The sequence below is a fragment of the Lentzea albidocapillata subsp. violacea genome (assembly GCF_900100275.1).
GTDB classification, from domain to species: domain Bacteria; phylum Actinomycetota; class Actinomycetes; order Mycobacteriales; family Pseudonocardiaceae; genus Lentzea; species Lentzea violacea.
The window spans coordinates 560,833-577,599 of sequence record NZ_FNET01000002.1; the positions used below are offsets into that span (position 1 = coordinate 560,833).

The window sequence follows — 16,767 nt, forward strand, 5'->3', positions numbered from 1 at the left end:
TGCAACCCCAGAGTTGCACATCCCCCCGAGGATGCGCAACCCCAGGGTTGCATGTTCACCGTTAGGGGCGGCCACCCAGCGAGCCGACCACCCCGGAGACCACGGAGTAGGACTGGCGGACGGTGCCCTTGCCGAGCCCGCCCTGGTCCTTGGACAGGTCTTCGGCGACGGTGTACCGGCCGCCGATGAAGTCGCCGTTCTCCGGGTCGATGATGATCTCGGTGAAGTCCTCGATGTACCGGATGCCCAGCGCGACGCCTTCCTTGCCGTCGAGGTTCGCCTTCTTGTCCGTGACGACCAGACCAGGCATCAGCGCGAGCGCACGGAAGATGTTCGCGCGCACCTCCGCCGGGTACTCACCCGACTGCAGCGCCTCGCGAGCCTGTTGCAGAGCAGCCCCGTCCGAGTCCCCGCCCTCGCCCCTGAGCTTGGCCAGCAGTTCCTTCGGGTCCTCCGGCAGCGCGGCGATGAACTCCGGTGTGGGGTTGTGGAAGTCACCGGCCGTGCAACGATCCGGCTGACCCTCGGCGAAGTAGGAGTACTTGCCGCACTTGCCGCGGAACTCCTGACCGTCCTTGAAATGTGTGCCGGCCTCCGGCTCGCCGTCGCCCTCGTGTCCTGGCAGCCACCCGACCGAGTTGATCCTGACCTTGAGCATCCACTCGTCGCGGCGGTCTGCCGGGATCCACTCCTCGTCGGTCATGTCCGTGGTCGTCGCCGTGTCGACGGGGTCCTTGATGGAGATGCCCTTGTACCGGGTCCGTACATAGAGGAACTGGCCAGGCGCGACAGGGCGTTCGACCACGCGGGACGCCAGGTCGGCGGCCTTGATCAGCTCTTCGGCGGCGGTCGCGGAGTTGCTGCCGGCACCGGTGAGGCCGACGGTCGACGCGGCCAGGCCACCGCCGGTCAGCACCGCCACGGCGGCTGCGGCGGCGAGCCAGCGGACCCGCCTGCGCGGCCGGTGCCCGGTGCCGGCAGCGATCGGCTCGGCCACTTCGGCGCGTGACTTCAGAGCGGCGGCCAGGGCGTTCCTGCCGGCGGCCACGTCGAAGTGGACGGGCTCGTCACCGGCACGCGAGAGGGCGGCGTCGAGCACTCGGTCGAGGGTCTCGGGCTTGGTGGGCTCAGACATGGCTGTCCTCGGTGAAGTCGTGGGCGGTCGCGGCGAGGCGAGTGCGCAGCCGTGCGCGGCCACGGTGCAGACGGGTGCGCACGGTGGCCACCGGAACGTCGAGCGCCACAGCGATCTCGGTGGGCGTGAACTCCGCCCACGCGTTCAGCAGCAGCACCTCGCGTTCCTCGACGCGCAGTTCGGCGAGCCAGGAGGTGAGCGGTCCGGCGAGCACGTCGGCGTCCGCCGCGGCACTCACCCGGTCGCCGATGTCGGCCTCGTCGGTGCGGGCCGCGTACTCCTTGCTCCACGCCCGCAGCTTGCGTTCCTCGGCGCGGACGTGGCCGCGCAACAGGTTCGTCGCCACCCCGTAGAGCCACGCCCGCACGGCGTCGGCCTCGTAGGCCTGCCCGCCGCGCTGGTCCCAGAGCACGAGGAACGCCTCCGACACCACGTCCTGCGCGGTGTCGGCGCCGACCCGCCTGGCCACGTAGCGGTGCAACCGCTCGGCCGTCGACTCGTAAAGCTCCAGCAGCGCGGACTCGTCCAGCACCGCCGGCGCCACTTCTGGTGTCAGCGCCACGGGCGCCACCTGGGTTCGCACTGACCTACCTGGTCGCAGGCCCCAGGAGCGTTCCCGACGTGTGCTCACCGCCACATCGTGCGGCAGCCGGTCAGATCTCGCGCGGGTACCGGCGCAAGATCAACGGCCACCCGATCGTGTCTGCCGGCGGATTACTACTATCGACCGATGACCGCCTACGACGATCTCGAGCTCGACACGACCGTGCTGCCGGAGCGCCAGCAGATGATCCTGGTCGCCATTCGTGACTGGGTCGTCGAGCACGGCTACTCCCCCAGCACGCGCGAGATCGGCGAGGCCGTCGGCCTGAAGTCGTCCTCCAGCGTCTCCCGGCACCTGACGGCGTTGGAGGACAAGGGTTTCCTCAAGCGCGGTGGCTCGGTGACGCGGCCGATGGACGTGCGGGTCTTCCTGAGCGGCGCGCCGATGGCGCCGGGAATGGTCTCCGAGGACTCGATCTCGGTGCCGGTCGTCGGTGACATCGCCGCCGGTGCGCCGATCTCCGCCGTCGAGCACGTGGACGAGGTGCTGCACCTGCCGCGCGGCCTGGTCGGCCGGGGCAGCAACGTGTTCGCGCTGCGCGTGCGTGGCGACTCGATGATCGACGCCGCGATCTGCGACGGCGACACGGTTGTCGTGCGGCAGACGCACGAGGCGTACAACGGGCAGATCGTCGCCGCGATGATCGAGGAGGAGGCGACGGTCAAGGTGTACCAGCGCAAGGGCGGCCACGTGTACCTGGAGCCGCGCAACGCCGACTACCCCGTGATCGACGGCGACAGGGCCGTCATCCTCGGCATCGTCGTGTCGGTGCTCAGGAGCGTCTGAGAAGCCACCGTCCACTCAGAGGACACCCCAGTCGCGTGACCGCAGGTGCTCCGCGACGGCGTCGGTGGCCGGCGTGGTCGTGCCGCGGGTGACGACGTAGAGGGTGTTGAGCGGGGGTACCTCCGGGTGGTGCAGCTGTTCGACCGATCCGGCGGCGAGCGCGGGTTCGGCGAGGTAGCGCGGCAGGGCGGACACCCCGGCCCCAGCGATCACCGCGGCCAGCACGGCACGCAGGTCGGGCACGGTGACGGCGACGGTGTTCGCCGGGCGGGTGCCGAACTCGCTGCGCCAGTAGCGGCGGATGATCGGCAGGTCGCCGTCGTAGGCGACGAGCGGCAGGTGTTCGAGGGCTCGCGCCGGGTCCGTGGCCAGCACGTCCTGGTCCACGGTCCTGGCCAGCAAAGGTGGCCCGACCAGCAGGAACTCCTCGTCGGTGAACGGCGTGGCGGTGAACCCGGCGGCGGGGCGCACGGAGGACAGGACCACGTCGAGCTTCGCAGCCCGGAGCGCGGCGAGCAGGTCACCGGCCAGGCCGAACATCACCTCGAACCGGAGTCCCCTGCGCGTCAGCGGGGCGAGTGCGGGCAGGCCTCGCACGGTCATGAACTCCGCCGCTCCCCCGATCCGGACCGTGCCCTCGAGGGTTTCTCCGGGTTCGAGCGCGGTGCGGAGCTGGTCGACGTGCCCGCCGACGCGGCGGGCGAGTTCGTCGGCACGGGGTGTGGGTGTAACCCCACGGCTACCCCGTACGAACAGCGGCTCGCCGAGCTCCTTCTCCAGCTTGGCGAGCTGGCCGCTGACCGCCGGCTGGGTGAGTCCCCGCCTGGCGGCCGCGCTGGTGAGCGAGCCGCCCCGGTAGATCTCCAGGAACGTCGCCAGCAGGTCCAGGTCCGTCAACCTCGAAGCCATAAGTCATCTTATAGCTCGTTCGTCGCGTTCGGCAGATCTGTGATGTCCTGGTCGACATGAAGAAGCTACTGATGGTCGTGTCCGGCGCCGACTCGCTCACGCTGGCGGACGGTTCGGCCCACCCCACGGGGTTCTGGGCGGAGGAGGTCGTCGAGTCCGTGCGCGTGCTGCGGGAAGCCGGTGTCGAGGTGACGCTGGCGACGCCGGGCGGAGTCGTGCCGACCGTGGACAAGGCGAGCCTCGACGGCAAGTTCGACGAAGCCGTTGCCTCACTGGAGGACCTGCGCGCTCCGGCCGTGCTGTCCGATGTGGACGCGGCCGCCTTCGACGCGATCTACCTGCCGGGTGGGCACGGCCCGATGGCGGACCTGGCGTTCGACGCGTCGCTGGGCGCGTTGCTGGCGGACTTCCACGACGGCGGCAAGCTCGTCGCGGCACTGTGCCACGGACCGGCCGGGCTGCTCAGTGCCGTCCGCGCGGACGGCACGTTCGTGTTCGCAGGCAAGGAGATGGCGGTGTTCAGCGACGAGGAGGAGCGCCAGGGAGGCCTGGCCGTCCCCTACTCGGTCGCCGGTCGGCTGACCGCTCTGGGTGCCCGGCTAGCGTCGGGTGAGCCGTGGTCGAGCACGGTGGTGGTGGACGGCCTGCTCGTGACGGGTCAAAACCCGCAGTCCACCGTGGCCACCGCCACGCGGGTAGCCGAACTGCTCGGCTGACGCGATGTCCCCCGGACCTCCTACAGCGCCAGCTGCAGGAGGCCGAGCACCGCCAGCAACGCCGGACCGCGACTGAACTGCACCACCAGGCCGAGCGGCGTCGGCCCGAGCACCCCGAAGTCGATGATCGCGGCGCCGTAGTCGACCGGCGGCCGGCTGGCGATCCGGTACACGACGGCCACCGCGCCCACCGCCGAGATCAGCGCGTTGACCGCGGACACATGCGGGGTGAACGCCGCCGTGACAGCGCACCACAAAACCGCGCCGGCCGCGGGGAACACAAGGTGCGCCAGCATCAGCTGCCGGTCCGGCAGCCCCAGGGCGCGCCGCATAGCCGGGGACCGGCACACGAACTTAAGCCCCGCGGCCAGCCGATCGGTAGCGAGGAACGCGGCAACAAGGTGGACGACAGGGACGACAGCGCCCTGCCAGCCCACGGACACCAGAGCCGGAGCGGGCAGCAACGCCGCCCAAACCAGCGCGGCGTTGGGCGTCCGGCGCAGCCGGAGCGCGTCGGTCCAGGCGAGGACGACAAGCCGGGAACCCCTCAACCGCACCGACTTCACGCGGCCAAGCGCGCGAGCACGACGTTCGGCCAGCACAGCGCCGAGAAGCGCGAGGTCAAACCAGCTAACCGACACCCGCGCCACCCCCGCCAGCGCACCGCCCGCCGCAAGGCCGGACCGCCGCAGGAACCGCAGCGAGGCGGCCGCCACCACCGCCAGGCCGATCGCCACCACCCAGGCAGCGCCGACCACACCGGTCCACCCGCCCACCGAACCCAGCCCACCCACCGAGCCGCCCACCGAACCCGGCTCACCCACCGGCCCACCCAACGAACCCAGCTCACCCACCTGCACACCGACCGACCGCGGCTCGTCCACCGACCCACCCAGCGAACCCAGCCCACCCACCGAGCCGCCCACCGAACCCAGTTCACCTACCGAGCCGCCCAGCCAACCCAGTTCACCTACCGAGCCGCCCAGCCAACCCGGCTCACCAACCTGCGCACCGACCGACCCCGGCTCGTCCACCGGCCCACCCAGTGATCCCAGCTCACCCACCGAGCCACCCAACGAACCCGGCTCACTCACCCGCGCACCGACCGACCCCGCCCGCACCCCAGAACCGCCCGCCCCCGCCTCCCCACCACCGGAACCAGGCCAGGACACCGGCAGGCCGAACCGGCCAGCCGGCACCAGCAGCGCCACCACCGCCAGCCCGACCAGCCCGCTCAACCACCCCTGCGGCCGCACCCGAGCCCGTTGCAACACCACGGCCCCGGCCACCACAGCCACCCCGCAGGCGGCCCCAGCACCCGCCGCGACCCAAGGCGGGACCACAGCCCCCACGATCCCGGACACAACCGCGGGCCAGCCGGCACCCACCACCGCCCCCACCGCGAGCAGCCCCAAAAACCGAGGCCGCAACAACGCCTCGCGCGGCACCGGCGAGCTCAGCACCCAGAACATCCGGTCCGCGCCCGCGAAGACCGGCCCGGCCGCCAGCGCCACCTTCATCAGCACGGTAGCGCCCAGCACCGACAACCAGAGCGCGGTCCACGCGCCCCCGGGATAAGAGGTCTTGGTCAGTCCGGCATACGCCCAGCCGTAGCCGACCAGGCCGACGATCGAGAAGTTGACGAAGGGGGCGTACAGCCGCGCGACCTGGAAGCGCCCCGGCGGTCGCAGCCGGCGCCGGACGGCTGACGCGGTCACAGCGTGACGGTCCGGCACGCCACCGCCTCCACCAGCTCGTGGTCGTGCGACGCGAACACCACGGCCACACCGGCGGCCTTCTCCGCCAGCAGGCGGGACCGCAGCCAGGTGCGGCCGGCCGCGTCGAGGCGCTGTTCGGGTTCGTCCAGCACGAGCACCGAGCGCGGCCGCACGAAGCACGATGCCAGCCCGAGCCGGTGCCGTTGCCCCGAGGACAGGGTCGGCGGCAGCTGGTCCGCCACCGCGGTCAGCCCGACCTCCCCGAGCACCGCCGGGACATCGGCCGACGACCCGTGCAGCCAGGCCAGCAGCCGCAGGTGCTCCACGACGGACACGTCCGGGAAGTAGTCGGCGTCGTCCAGCAGCGACGCGACGGCGGACCGGACCGCGCCCGACGACTCGTCCAGCTCGGCGCCGTCGAACAGCACGGTGCCGGAGTCCAGCACCTCGGCCCCGACCAGGCAGCGGAGCAGCGTCGACTTGCCCGAGCCGTTCGGGCCGACGACGGCGACGGCCTCACCAGGGTCGACGGTGAAGGACAGATCTGCGAAAACGGGGACTCCGCCGTAGCTGAAGCCGGCGTCCCCCACGCCCAGCGACATGTGATCAGGGTAGTGGGAATAGGACGGGCAGCCAGGCGTTAAAGTAGATGCAAACGCATAGGTCACTAAGTTCGAAGGAGGCGGGTGCCGTGCAGTTCGGAATCTTCTCGGTGAGCGACATCACCAGGGACCCGGTGAGCGGCGAGACCCCGAGCGAGGCCGAGCGCATCGACGCGATCGTGCAGATCGCGGAGAAGGCCGAGGAGGTCGGGCTCGACGTGTTCGCGATCGGCGAGCACCACAACCCGCCGTTCTTCTCGTCCGCGCCGACCACGCTGCTCAGCCACATCGCGGCGAAGACGAAGAAGCTCATCGTCAGCACCGCCACGACGCTGATCACCACGAACGACCCGGTGCGCATCGCCGAGGAGTACGCGATGCTGCAGCACTTGGCGAAGGGCCGCATGGACCTGATGCTGGGCCGCGGCAACACCGCGCCGGTTTACCCGTGGTTCGGTGCCGACATCCGGCAGAGCCTGCCGCTGGCGCTCGAGAACTACAACCTGCTGCACCGGTTGTGGCGCGAGGATGTCGTGGACTGGGAGGGCAAGTTCCGCACGCCGTTGCAGGGCTTCACCAGCACCCCGCGGCCGCTGGACGACCTGCCGCCGTTCGTGTGGCACGGGTCGATCCGCACGCCCGAGATCGCCGAGCAGGCTGCCTTCTACGGCGACGGCTTCTTCGCCAACAACATCTTCTGGCCGAAGGAGCACTACATCCGGCTGATCGAGTTCTACCGCCAGCGGTACGCGCACTACGGCCACGGCACGGAGAAGCAGGCCATCGTCGGCCTCGGCGGCCAGGCGTACATCGCGAAGCGGTCGCAGGACGCGGTCAAGGAGTTCCGCCCGTACTTCAACGAGGCTCCCGTCTACGGCCACGGCCCGCGGATGGAGGACTTCATGGAGCAGACGCCGCTGTCGGTCGGCAGCCCGCAGGAGGTCATCGACAAGACGCTGACCTTCCGCGAGCACTTCGGCGACTACCAGCGCCAGATGTTCCTGATGGACCACGCCGGCCTGCCGCTCAAGACCGTGCTCAACCAGCTCGACCTGCTCGGCGAGGAGGTGGTTCCGGTGCTGCGCAAGGAGATCGAGGCGCGCCAGGACCCTGAGACCGCCAAGCCGCCGACGCACGCCGGGCGCGTCAAGGACAAGTACGGCGACGGCCCGGTCCGCCAGCCCAAGCCGAACGCCAACCGGGGTGACAACGTCACGGGTGGCTCGCCGTACCAGGACTCCCGGTGACCCGGGCCAACGAGGCGTGGGAGTCGCTGATGAAGGCGTACGCCGTGTTGATGAAGCAGTTCAACGCGGAGGACGTCTGGGGCGACCTGACCATGCGGGAGTACGACGTGCTCTACCAGCTGTCCAAATGCGACAGTCCACTCAGGATGGGTGAGCTGAACCGCCACGTGCTGCTGAGCCAGCCCGCCCTGTCCCGCATGGTCGAGCGCCTGGTCGAACGAGGTCTGGTCGAACGCTGCCCCGACCTCGGCGACCGCCGGGGTGTGCGCCTGACGCTCACCCCGGCCGGCCGCGAGACCCAGCGGGCGATCGGCCGCCCGCACGCACGCAGCGTCGCGCGCGCCCTGAGCGTGCTGACGCCGGAAGAACTCGAACAGCTCGCCGCGATCACCGGCAAGCTCAGCCAGAGCGAGGAGTAATGGGCCAGAACTTCCAGCTGGTGGTGGTGTCCGCCGGCACGAGCGACCCGTCGTCCACCCGTCTGCTCGCCGACCGCGTCGCCGGACGGGTCACCACGCTCGCCGGCAAACGGGCGCACACCGTCGGCACGACGGTGGTCGAACTGCGCGAGCTCGCCACCGAGATCGCGAACGCCCTGGTGTCCAACCACATCGGGCCGAAGCTGCGGAACGCCATCGCGACCCTGCAGCGCGCGGACGGCATCGTCGCGAGCACCCCCGTCTACAAGGCGGGCGCGAGCGGCCTGCTCACGTCGTTCTTCCAGATCCTCGACAACGACCTGCTGATCGCGAAGCCCGTCGTGCTCGCCGCGACCGCGGGCACGGCGAGGCACGCGCTCGTGGTCGACGACCAGATGCGCGGGCTGTTCGCCTACCTGCGGACCGTCGTGGTGCCGACCTCGCTGTTCGCCTCGACCGAGGACTGGCAGGACAACGGCCTCAACAAGCGCATCGACCGCGCGGCCCTCGAACTGGTAGCGCTCATGACCTCGGGCTTCGAGAAGACCGTGCGCGACGAGTCGTGGGGCAGCTACCAGCACGAGTACGGCAGCGCGGGCGGCACGGAGCTGACGATCGACCTCGACTCCGACCTGATGCGCCTGGCCGCGGGCGGCGGCGCAGGCTAGGCGAGCTGCCGGACCCGCCTGGCCCGCCGAGCACCTGGCCAGAAGTCTCGCCCGGTTCGTCGTCGAACCGGGCTACTTGTAGGGCTCGATGTCCTCGAGCTCGGCGACCCGCCGCACCTCGACCGACATCTCCTCGACGCCCGCGAAGCACGTGATGTACTCCTCGGCGACGGCGGTGGCCTCCGCGAGGTCCTTCGCGCCGATCAGCAGGAACCCGCCGACGACCTCCTTGGCCTCGGCGAACGGCCCGTCGGTCGACTTGATCGCCGTACCGCTCCTGCGCACCACCGCGCCCTGCGGCAGCACGCCTTCGGCGCCGAGCATGACGCCGTCCGCCGTCAGCTTCTCGACGAACGCGTTCATCCGCTCGATGAGCTCGGGGCCCGGTTCCCACGAGGCCGGGTCGTCCTGCGGGACTCGGTGCATGAGCATGAACCGCATGTTGTCTCCTCGTTGTCGACTGGCAGCGTCCGCTGCCACCCCTGCGTCGATCGGCGGCACGGAACTTTCGACATCTTCGCCATGATGGCCCGGTGAGATTCTCGCGGCTGGTCGTGCCCCTGCTCAGCATGTGGCTGTTCGGCAACCTCTACGAACAGGTCGTGTGGAATCCGCAGCTGCTGGCGGACCCGCGGCCCGGCTCGCTCGTGGGCGTGTTCGCCGCGGGCAGCCCGATCTACTACTACCTGCCGTGGGGGCCGCTGGCCGTGGTCCTGGCGGTCGCCACACGTGCGCCCTGGCCCGCGCTGGGCTGCCTCGCGGCCTCGGTCGCGATGAAGGTCCTGCTGATCACGCAGGTCAACCCGGTCTTCCGCGACCCGTCCGTCTCCCGTGACGTCGTCCACGACCACGCCGTGCTCTGGGCGTTCGGCAACGGCGTCGTCATCATCGCGGTGGCGGCGGCGATCCTGCTGATTCAGCGAGCGCGACTCCAGGTCCGGTCCGGCACGTAGCGACCAGGTGGTCCGCGGTGCGCAGGACCAGGGCGGCCATCGTCAGCGACGGGTTGGACGTGCCGAGCGACGGCATGCTGCCGCACCCCACCGCGTACAGGTTCGGGTGGTCCCAGCAGCGTTGCCACTGGTCCACGACGGAGTCGCGCGGCGAGGTGCCCATGACGTGCGTGCCGCCGCCGTGCCCGGCGCCCCAGTACCGCAGCGGCTCGCCGTCGTGCTCGAAGTACCGTTCCTCGTCGGGCTTGTACGAGGTGTAGTCGTCGGCGCCGAGCATCTCGAAGATCCGGTCCGAGACCCGTTTCGCCGCCAGCAGGCCGTCCTTGACGTAGTCGGACAGTCCGTAGTGGATCGACGGGCGCGGATTGCCGAGCGGGTCGCGGTGCGTGTGGTCGAGTGTCACGCGGTTCGCGGGGTCGGCCTCCTGCTCGATCTCGAACTGGAGCGTGAACTGGCGGCCGACCCGGTCCGCCACCGCCTCCCGCAGCGCCCTGCCCCGCAGTCCCGCCGCGGCGAACTCCGCGGTGTCGGAGTCGGGGCTTCCTGCCGACCAGCCCCAGCCCCAGTTGCCGATCTCGATGCGGAACGGCGCCCGCGCACCGCGTTCGGGACCGCCGCGGAACGCCTCGATGCCCGTTGTCGAGCCCGGACCGCGGAACGGGCCGATCGCCTGCGGCATGAGCGCCCACGTCAGCAGCGCGGGGTGGTCCATCAGGTTGCGGCCGACCTGGTCGCTGCTGTTCGCGAGCCCGGACATGAGCAGCAGCTTGGCGTTCTCGATGGCGTGCGCGGCGAGGACGACGACGTCCGCCTCCTCCTCGTGCCGCGTGTGCCTGCCGGACGTGTCGTCCTCGTAGCGCTGGTAGCTGACCTTCGTGACGCGCCCGGACTCGTCGGCGTGCACCCGGTTCACCACGCAGCGCGTGCGCAGTTCGACGTTCGCGGACCACCGCTTCTGCGTGCGGTGCGGCGTGTACTTGGCGTTCTCCGGGCAGACCGGCACGCAGCTCGCGTAGCCGCTGCACCGGCGGCCGTCCGGCCGGTAGCCGTTCACCGGAACCCCGTTGCGCGCCTGCGGTGTGCCGACGACGAGCAGTTCGTGGCCGTCGATGCTGGCACCGTCCACAACGGACGCGATGGCGTGGTCGAGGTACGTACGGGGCAGGGCGTGCATGGGATAGCGGTAGCCGTCCGCGACGGGCAGGTGCTGCCGTTGTTCGTCGGCGTCGGCCGCGATCCCGATCTCCCACTCCGCGGCGCGGTACGAGGGTTCCAGGTCGGCGTAGCTCAGCGGCCAGTTGCGGCCGCGCCCCAGGTCGGCGGTGTGGAAGTCGTCGGGGTGCATGCGGGGTGTGATGCCGGTCCAGGCGGTGCCGGTGCCGCCGTTCATCCGCAGGTACGGGCTCGAGTAGTCGAACGGCCCGGTGTTGATCAGGTAGTCGCTGGACGGCGCGGCGGCGGTCGTGCGGTAGGGCTTCAGCGGTGACTTGACGAGCGCCGTGCGGAACCTGCCGACCGCGTCGTGGTTCGCCTCCGCGCCCGCCTCCAGCACGAGCACGCGGAACCCGTTGTCCCCCAGCACTTTGGCGATGAGCGAGCCGGCGAACCCCGCGCCGACGACCACGGCCCTCACCGGGCGCTGCTCCGGGGTCTCTGCTCCCAGCTGCCGAACCCGGGAGCGCGGGTGCCCGGCGCGGCGACGCCGACCGCCTTCCACGCGAGGCCCTCGGCGTAGGCGCGCTCGTCCGGGATCACCCCTCGCCAGACCCCGGTGTACCAGAGCTGGATGATCTCGTTCTCCGGCGCGCCGTCGGCCAGCGCGCGGTACCGCTCGACCAGTCCGGTCGACCTCAGCTCCTCCGCCGAGAAGCCGGTCAGCTCGGCGGACAACTCCACGAAGGCGTCCATGGCGCCATCCTGGGCGGAGGAACCGCACTGCGCCAAACGATCCGGGCAAGGCTCACCCTCGTGGCGCAACCTCCATCTCGCCCAGCGCCGACCAGTCGTCCTGCTCGACCATCTGGCTGACGACGCGCGGCGTCTCCGCGAGGTACGGCGGCAGTTCCGCCTGGGCGGCCTTGAAGTGGTCCGACTGCACGTGCGCGCCGCCCGCGTCGCCGTCGCGGAACGCCTCGACCAGCACGTACTCGTTCGGGTCGTCGAGGCTGCGCGACCAGTCGAACCACAGGCAGCCGGGTTCGGCGCGGGTGGCCTCGGTGAAGCTGCGGCTGATCGCGGGCCAGGCCTCGGCGTGCTCGGGCAGGACGCGGAACTTGGCGGTGATGAAGATCAAGACGGCCTCCTTCGGGTGATCGCTTCCGAGCCTAAGGCGTGCTCTTCCGCCCTGCGAGACCGCCCGGCCTGCGCGACGATCGCCCCGTGCCCGAGATGATCGACACTCGCAGGCGGAACCTGGTCGTCGCGGCCGTCCTGCTCGCCATGCTGCTGGCCGCCCTCGACCAGACCATCGTGTCCACCGCGCTGCCCACGATGGTGGCCGACCTGGGTGGCGGCGCGCACCTGTCGTGGGTGGTGACGTCGTACCTGCTCGCCGAGACGATCATGACCGTGCTGATCGGCAAGTTCGGCGACCTCTACGGGCGCAAGAAGACGTTCCTCGTCAGCGTCGCGCTGTTCCTGGTCGGGTCGTTCTTCGCGGGCTGGTCGGAGTCGATGGGCACGCTCATCGCGTTCCGCGCCGTGCAGGGGCTGGGCGCGGGCGGGCTGATGGTCACCTCGATGGCGATCATCGCGGACGTCGTGCCGCTGAAGGAACGCGGCAAGTTCCAGGGGCTCGCGGGCGCGGTGTTCGGCGTCGCGACGGTCGCCGGGCCGTTGCTCGGCGGGCTGTTCGTCGACCACCTGAGCTGGCGCTGGGCGTTCTACGTGAACATCCCGCTCGGCATCGCGGTGGTGCTGGTGGCGATCGCCGCGCTGCCTGCGATCAGGACGGAGGGCCGGCCGAAGATCGACTACGCCGGCATCGCGCTGATCGCACTGGCCGCGACCGGGCTGACGCTGGTCACGAGCTGGGGCGGCACCGAGTACGCGTGGACGTCCCCGATGATCCTGTGGATGGCCGCGGGCTCGATCGTGCTGCTGATCGCGTTCGTGCGGGTGGAGCAGCGCGCGGCCGAGCCGATGCTGCCGATGAGGTTGTTCCGCAGCAGGGTGTTCACGGTGTCGGGCATCCTGAGCTTCGTCGTCGGGTTCGCGATGCTCGGCGGCATCACCTACCTGCCGATCTACCTGCAGTACGTGCGCGGCGAGTCGGCCACGGCGTCCGGTCTGTGGATGCTGCCGCTGATCGCCGGGCTGATGGCCACGGCGCTACTCACCGGCAACACGATCAGCCGCACCGGCAGGTACCGGATCTTCCCGCTGATCGGCTCGGTCGGGCTCACCATCGGCCTGTTCCTGCTGTCGCTACTGGACGCGTCGACCAGCTACTGGGAGATGGGCGCGTTCATGATGGTGCTGGGCGCGGGCATCGGCCTGGTGATGCAGGTGCCGGTGATCGTCGTGCAGAGCACCACGAACTACACCGACCTCGGCGTCGCCACGTCCGGCATCACCTTCCTGCGCACGATGGGCAGCTCGTTCGGTGTCGCGATCTTCGGCACGATCTACGCGAACCGGCTGCCGCAGAACCTGGTGGTCCCCCAGGGCGTCGACCCGCGCGCCATCGCCAGTCCCGCCGCCGTCCACGCGCTGCCGGACGCGCTGAGAGCGCCGATCGTCGCCGGGTACGCCGAGACCGTGCAGATGATGTTCCTGATCGCGGCGCCGATCGGGCTCGTGGCCCTGGCCGTCGCGTTCTTCCTGCCCCAGGTGCAGTTGCGCGACACGTCCCGGGCCGCCGCGGCCGGCAACAGCGGCGTGGGCGAGAGCTTCGCGGCACCGCCGTCGAACTCCTACGACGAGCTGCGCAAACTGGTTTCCACCGTGGTCGCGAGGTCCGGCCAGGACCCCGGCCTGGCCGTGCTGCGGCGCTCCGGCGTCGACCTGCCGCTGGAGCAGGCGTGGCTGCTCGGGCGCGTGTACCGGGCGTCGGCGGACGACGGCGTGGCCACGCTCGACGAGATCGCCGACCTGACGAAGGTGCCCGGCGGTATCTTCGAACCGACCGCGCAGGCCCTCGTGCGGTCCGGGCACCTGGCGTCCGGTGACGACGGCTACCGCTTCACCGACCGGGGCGCGGACGTGTTCGCCCAGCTCGTGCGGGCGTGGCGGCGCTGGCTGCTCGACCAGTTGCAGGACTGGCACGAGCCGGACCAGCGCGACTTCGCGCAGGCGCTCGACTCGTTCACCGACGAGCTGATCGAGAGCGGCCGGCAGATGAGCCGCGTCTAGACGCGTGCCTGCAAGGCCGCGGCCTCCGTGTCGCGGCCCTGCTCCCGGTACAGCTCCAGCGCCCGGTCCCACTGCTCGCGCGCCTGCACGGTCTCCCCCGCCGCCGCGTGCACGTCACCCAGGTGTTCCAGGACGGTGGCCTGCTCGGCGGAGTTGTCCAGCTCCCGGTACAGCGCCAGCGCCGCGCCGTAGTGCGCGACGGCGTCGGCGTGGCGGCCGTCGTGGTGGGCGATGTGCGCGAGGCTGTCGAGGGTGGCCGCACATCCCTCCGCGTGACCGAGTTCGTCGTTGAGCAGCATGGCTTCCTCGCAGAACGTGCGGGCCTCGGCATAGCGGCCCAGGCAGGCGTAGCGCCAGCCGGCCTCGTTCAGCGCCTCGGCCACGCGGATCGCCGTGCCGGCCGCGCGGAACTCCTCCAGGCCGGCGAGCGAGTGCTCCAGAGCTTTCTCCAGATCACCCACGAACTCCGCCGCCCACGCGATCGCCCGGTGCGCGCCGCCACGCGCCTCGTGGTCGCCGGTGCGCGCCGCCAGTTCCAGACCTCGTTCGAAGTGACTGTGCCCCAACGATGTCCGGCCCACCTCGATGTAGTCGGCACCGAGGCACCGGTGCGCGGTGGACTGTTTGATCGGGTCTCCCAGCGCCTCCGCGGCGCGCAACGCCGTCAGCCAGGCGTCGATGTCGTCGGAGGTGCGGCCACGCCGGAGGTGGTAGTTGTTCAAGGCGCGGCCGATCAGCCAAGCCGCGTCGAAGTCGTTGCGCTCCAAGGCTTGTCGCTGTTCGGCCATCAGGCAGGCGTGCTCGGCGTCGAACCAGGCCATCGCCGCCGCGTTGGTCTCGAAGGTGAGCGCGTGGCCGCTTTCGTGCTCCGGCAACACCTTGTGCGGTTCGAGCGCGAGCGCGGCGGCCCGTGCGGTGGCGGCGTAGAAGTCGGCCAGCCGGGAGCCCGCATCGGCGGGGAGGTCCGCCGCGTACCGGCCGACCAGGTCGTGCATCCGGTACCGGCCGGGCACGTGCTGCTGTACCAGGTGCGCGTTCTCCAGTTCCCGCAACACCATTCGCGACCGCGTGACGGGCCGGTCGAGCAACGCCGCCGCCGCCGTGAGACTCACGTCCGCCGTGCCGACGGTGCCGAGCAGGCCGAACGCGCGCGCTGCCTCGTCCGAGAGCGCCGCCACGGACCAGGAGAACACCGTCCGCAGATTCGTGCCGATCTCGCCCGCGTCCAGCGCGTCGAGGGGGTGCTCGCGCAGTTCCGCGGCGAACGCGGCCAGGGGGAAGTCCGGTTCCATCGCGGCGCGGGCGGCGACGATCGACAGCGCCAGCGGCAGTCCGCCGCACCAGGTCACCAGGTCCGCGACCACCCCTGGTTCGGCCGCCACGCGCGGGGCCCCGAGCCTCGCCACGAGGAACTCGCGGGCATCGGCCGGGTGCAGCACATCCAGCGACACCGACCGCGCTCCGTGCGCGGCCACCAGCCCCGCGAGCTTGAGGCGGCTCGTGACCAGCACCGTCGCGTCGGAGCCCGGCAGCAGCGGCACGACCTGCTCCGTCGAGCGGGCGTTGTCGAGCAGCACCAGCAGCCGCCGTCCCGCGACCACGCTGCGGTAACGCGCGGCCCGTGCGTCCAGGCCCGCCGGGATCGTCTCCTCCCCCAACGCCTCCAGGAACTCGCGCAGCACGGTCTCCGGCGGCGTCGGCTCGGCGGACGGGTCGAAGCCGCGCAGGTTCACGTAGAGCTGGCCGTCCGGGAACTCGTCGAGGTGCCGATGCGCCCAGTGCAGAGCCAGCGCCGTCTTGCCGATGCCGCCTGTCCCGCCGATCGCGGTGATCACGACCGTGCCGGACGGCCCCAGCGCGGCGAGTTCGCCGGTGCGGCCGGTGAACCACGGGTGCGGCGCGGGCAGCTGACGTGGACCGGCGGCGCGTTCCTCCACGCTGCCGGCGAGGATCCGCTGGTGCACGTCCTGCAACGGCCTGCTCGGGTCGGCGCCGAGCTCGTCGGCCAGGCGGCGGCGCACGATCTCGTAGTGCCGCAACGCCTCCGCGTCGTTGCCCGACCGGTGCAGCGCCAGCATCAGTTGCGCGGCAAGGCGTTCGTCGTGCGGCAGCTCGTCGGCCCGCTGCCTCAACGAGGGCAGCAGCGCGGCGTGCCGGCCGTCCGCGAGCGCCACGTCGTTGCGGTCCAGTTCGGCGGCGACGCGTTCGGCGTGCAGGCTCTCGCGGACCGCGTCGAACCACGGCGAGTCGAGCCCGTCGAGCGCCTGCCCGCGCCATAGTCCAAGTGCGGCGTCGAGAGCGCCCTGCCGCACGAGTGCGCGGAAGCGGAACAGATCGACCTGCGACGGGTCCACCACGAGCCGATATCCGGCCGGCGAGCGTTCGATGTCCAGTCCGAGCAGTTTGCGGAGCTTCGACACGTACCCGTAGAGCGTCTCGCGCGCCCGCAGCGGCGCCCGCTCGCCCCAGACACGGTCGAGCAGCCGATCGACCGGAACCGGCCGTCCCTCCTCCACCAGCAGCGCGACCAGCACGGACCGTTGCCGGACGTGGCCGATCTCGACCAGCGCGCCCGCGTCCCGCACCTCCACGGCGCCGAGCAGCCCGAACTCCAAGATCACCCCTCAGCCAGTGGATTCAAGGTTCATCCTAGGTTC

17 protein-coding genes are annotated in these 16,767 nt (G+C 71.0%); 7 read left to right on the plus strand and 10 right to left on the minus strand.

The genetic code is table 11. The features are described from left to right. Positions 1-61: 61 nt before the first annotated feature. Complete coding sequence (locus BLR21_RS07295; protein ID WP_090004898.1) at positions 62-1,135, minus strand: CU044_5270 family protein; 1,074 nt, start codon at positions 1,133-1,135, stop codon at positions 62-64. After that, positions 1,128-1,697: an RNA polymerase sigma factor gene (locus BLR21_RS07300; protein WP_176929521.1), complete on the minus strand. Its 570-nt coding sequence runs from the start codon at positions 1,695-1,697 to the stop codon at positions 1,128-1,130. Before BLR21_RS07300 ends, BLR21_RS07295 begins: the two co-directional genes overlap by 8 nt. 168 nt (positions 1,698-1,865) lie before the next feature. Between BLR21_RS07300 and lexA the strand changes: the two genes are divergently transcribed. Beyond that, positions 1,866-2,525 (plus strand): transcriptional repressor LexA, encoded by a 660-nt coding sequence (gene lexA, locus BLR21_RS07305; protein ID WP_090004900.1) that lies wholly within the window; start codon positions 1,866-1,868, stop codon positions 2,523-2,525. A 15-nt stretch (positions 2,526-2,540) separates the two neighbouring features. Here lexA and BLR21_RS07310 read toward each other — a convergent pair whose 3' ends face one another. Continuing rightward, a complete protein-coding gene (locus tag BLR21_RS07310; protein WP_256334531.1) occupies positions 2,541-3,434 on the minus strand; it encodes a LysR family transcriptional regulator in 894 nt (297 codons plus the stop codon). 56 nt (positions 3,435-3,490) lie between these two features. On the opposite strand from BLR21_RS07310, the gene BLR21_RS07315 reads away from it, so the two are divergent. Further along, the gene (locus tag BLR21_RS07315) at positions 3,491-4,150 is read left to right on the plus strand and encodes a type 1 glutamine amidotransferase domain-containing protein (protein ID WP_090004901.1); all 660 of its coding nucleotides are present in this window, start codon (positions 3,491-3,493) and stop codon (positions 4,148-4,150) included. A gap of 20 nt (positions 4,151-4,170) precedes the next feature. Here BLR21_RS07315 and BLR21_RS44370 read toward each other — a convergent pair whose 3' ends face one another. Both BLR21_RS44370 and BLR21_RS07325 read right to left on the minus strand, forming a co-directional pair. Further along, positions 4,171-5,868, minus strand: a complete 1,698-nt coding sequence (locus BLR21_RS44370; RefSeq protein ID WP_090004902.1) for a DUF6297 family protein — start codon at positions 5,866-5,868, stop codon at positions 4,171-4,173. Beyond that, on the minus strand, positions 5,865-6,470 hold the full coding sequence (locus BLR21_RS07325; RefSeq protein ID WP_090004903.1) for an ABC transporter ATP-binding protein: 606 nt from the start codon (positions 6,468-6,470) through the stop codon (positions 5,865-5,867). Before BLR21_RS07325 ends, BLR21_RS44370 begins: the two co-directional genes overlap by 4 nt. 89 nt (positions 6,471-6,559) lie before the next feature. Between BLR21_RS07325 and BLR21_RS07330 the strand changes: the two genes are divergently transcribed. Genes BLR21_RS07330 through BLR21_RS07340 form a run of 3 tightly spaced genes read left to right on the plus strand, consistent with a single transcriptional unit; the run spans position 6,560 to position 8,804 of the window. Continuing rightward, positions 6,560-7,717, plus strand: a complete 1,158-nt coding sequence (locus tag BLR21_RS07330) for an LLM class flavin-dependent oxidoreductase (protein WP_090004904.1) — start codon at positions 6,560-6,562, stop codon at positions 7,715-7,717. Then, positions 7,714-8,136 (plus strand): MarR family winged helix-turn-helix transcriptional regulator, encoded by a 423-nt coding sequence (locus BLR21_RS07335; protein WP_256334532.1) that lies wholly within the window; start codon positions 7,714-7,716, stop codon positions 8,134-8,136. The genes BLR21_RS07330 and BLR21_RS07335 overlap by 4 nt, the downstream gene beginning before the upstream one ends. Beyond that, the gene (locus BLR21_RS07340) at positions 8,136-8,804 is read left to right on the plus strand and encodes a CE1759 family FMN reductase (protein WP_090004905.1); all 669 of its coding nucleotides are present in this window, start codon (positions 8,136-8,138) and stop codon (positions 8,802-8,804) included. Before BLR21_RS07335 ends, BLR21_RS07340 begins: the two co-directional genes overlap by 1 nt. A 72-nt stretch (positions 8,805-8,876) precedes the next feature. Here the strand turns inward: BLR21_RS07340 and BLR21_RS07345 are convergent, their stop codons facing one another. Beyond that, positions 8,877-9,245 (minus strand): YciI family protein, encoded by a 369-nt coding sequence (locus BLR21_RS07345; protein ID WP_090004906.1) that lies wholly within the window; start codon positions 9,243-9,245, stop codon positions 8,877-8,879. A gap of 92 nt (positions 9,246-9,337) precedes the next feature. Here BLR21_RS07345 and BLR21_RS07350 point away from each other — a divergent pair, with 92 nt between their 5' ends. Further along, a complete protein-coding gene (locus BLR21_RS07350) occupies positions 9,338-9,757 on the plus strand; it encodes a hypothetical protein (RefSeq protein ID WP_090004907.1) in 420 nt (139 codons plus the stop codon). Here BLR21_RS07350 and BLR21_RS07355 read toward each other — a convergent pair. From BLR21_RS07355 to BLR21_RS07365, 3 genes are read right to left on the minus strand one after another with little or no spacing between them, the layout of a single operon-like run. Continuing rightward, the gene (locus BLR21_RS07355; RefSeq protein ID WP_090004908.1) at positions 9,690-11,390 is read right to left on the minus strand and encodes a GMC family oxidoreductase; all 1,701 of its coding nucleotides are present in this window, start codon (positions 11,388-11,390) and stop codon (positions 9,690-9,692) included. The two genes, BLR21_RS07350 and BLR21_RS07355, sit on opposite strands and share 68 nt — an antisense overlap. Further along, complete coding sequence (locus BLR21_RS07360) at positions 11,387-11,665, minus strand: hypothetical protein (protein ID WP_090004909.1); 279 nt, start codon at positions 11,663-11,665, stop codon at positions 11,387-11,389. Before BLR21_RS07360 ends, BLR21_RS07355 begins: the two co-directional genes overlap by 4 nt. 52 nt (positions 11,666-11,717) lie before the next feature. Then, positions 11,718-12,050 carry a putative quinol monooxygenase gene (locus BLR21_RS07365; RefSeq protein ID WP_090004910.1) on the minus strand — a complete coding sequence of 111 codons (333 nt, stop codon included), beginning with the start codon at positions 12,048-12,050 and terminating at the stop codon, positions 11,718-11,720. Positions 12,051-12,145: 95 nt separating this feature from the next. On the opposite strand from BLR21_RS07365, the gene BLR21_RS07370 reads away from it, so the two are divergent. After that, positions 12,146-14,110: an MDR family MFS transporter gene (locus BLR21_RS07370; protein WP_090005126.1), complete on the plus strand. Its 1,965-nt coding sequence runs from the start codon at positions 12,146-12,148 to the stop codon at positions 14,108-14,110. On the opposite strand, the gene BLR21_RS07375 is transcribed toward BLR21_RS07370, so the two are convergent. Beyond that, positions 14,107-16,725: an AfsR/SARP family transcriptional regulator gene (locus BLR21_RS07375; RefSeq protein WP_420843858.1), complete on the minus strand. Its 2,619-nt coding sequence runs from the start codon at positions 16,723-16,725 to the stop codon at positions 14,107-14,109. The two genes, BLR21_RS07370 and BLR21_RS07375, sit on opposite strands and share 4 nt — an antisense overlap. Positions 16,726-16,767 lie beyond the last annotated feature (42 nt).

Coding starts and splice junctions, on each gene's coding strand:
- BLR21_RS07370 (WP_090005126.1), top strand. CDS start 12,146: ATGATCGACACTCGCAGGCGGAACCTGGTCGTCGCGGCCGTCCTGCTC.
- lexA (WP_090004900.1), top strand. CDS start 1,866: ATGACCGCCTACGACGATCTCGAGCTCGACACGACCGTGCTGCCGGAG.
- BLR21_RS07310 (WP_256334531.1), bottom strand. CDS start 3,434: ATGGCTTCGAGGTTGACGGACCTGGACCTGCTGGCGACGTTCCTGGAG.
- BLR21_RS07340 (WP_090004905.1), top strand. CDS start 8,136: ATGGGCCAGAACTTCCAGCTGGTGGTGGTGTCCGCCGGCACGAGCGAC.
- BLR21_RS07325 (WP_090004903.1), bottom strand. CDS start 6,470: ATGTCGCTGGGCGTGGGGGACGCCGGCTTCAGCTACGGCGGAGTCCCC.
- BLR21_RS07360 (WP_090004909.1), bottom strand. CDS start 11,665: ATGGACGCCTTCGTGGAGTTGTCCGCCGAGCTGACCGGCTTCTCGGCG.
- BLR21_RS07315 (WP_090004901.1), top strand. CDS start 3,491: ATGAAGAAGCTACTGATGGTCGTGTCCGGCGCCGACTCGCTCACGCTG.
- BLR21_RS07295 (WP_090004898.1), bottom strand. CDS start 1,135: ATGTCTGAGCCCACCAAGCCCGAGACCCTCGACCGAGTGCTCGACGCC.
- BLR21_RS07345 (WP_090004906.1), bottom strand. CDS start 9,245: ATGCGGTTCATGCTCATGCACCGAGTCCCGCAGGACGACCCGGCCTCG.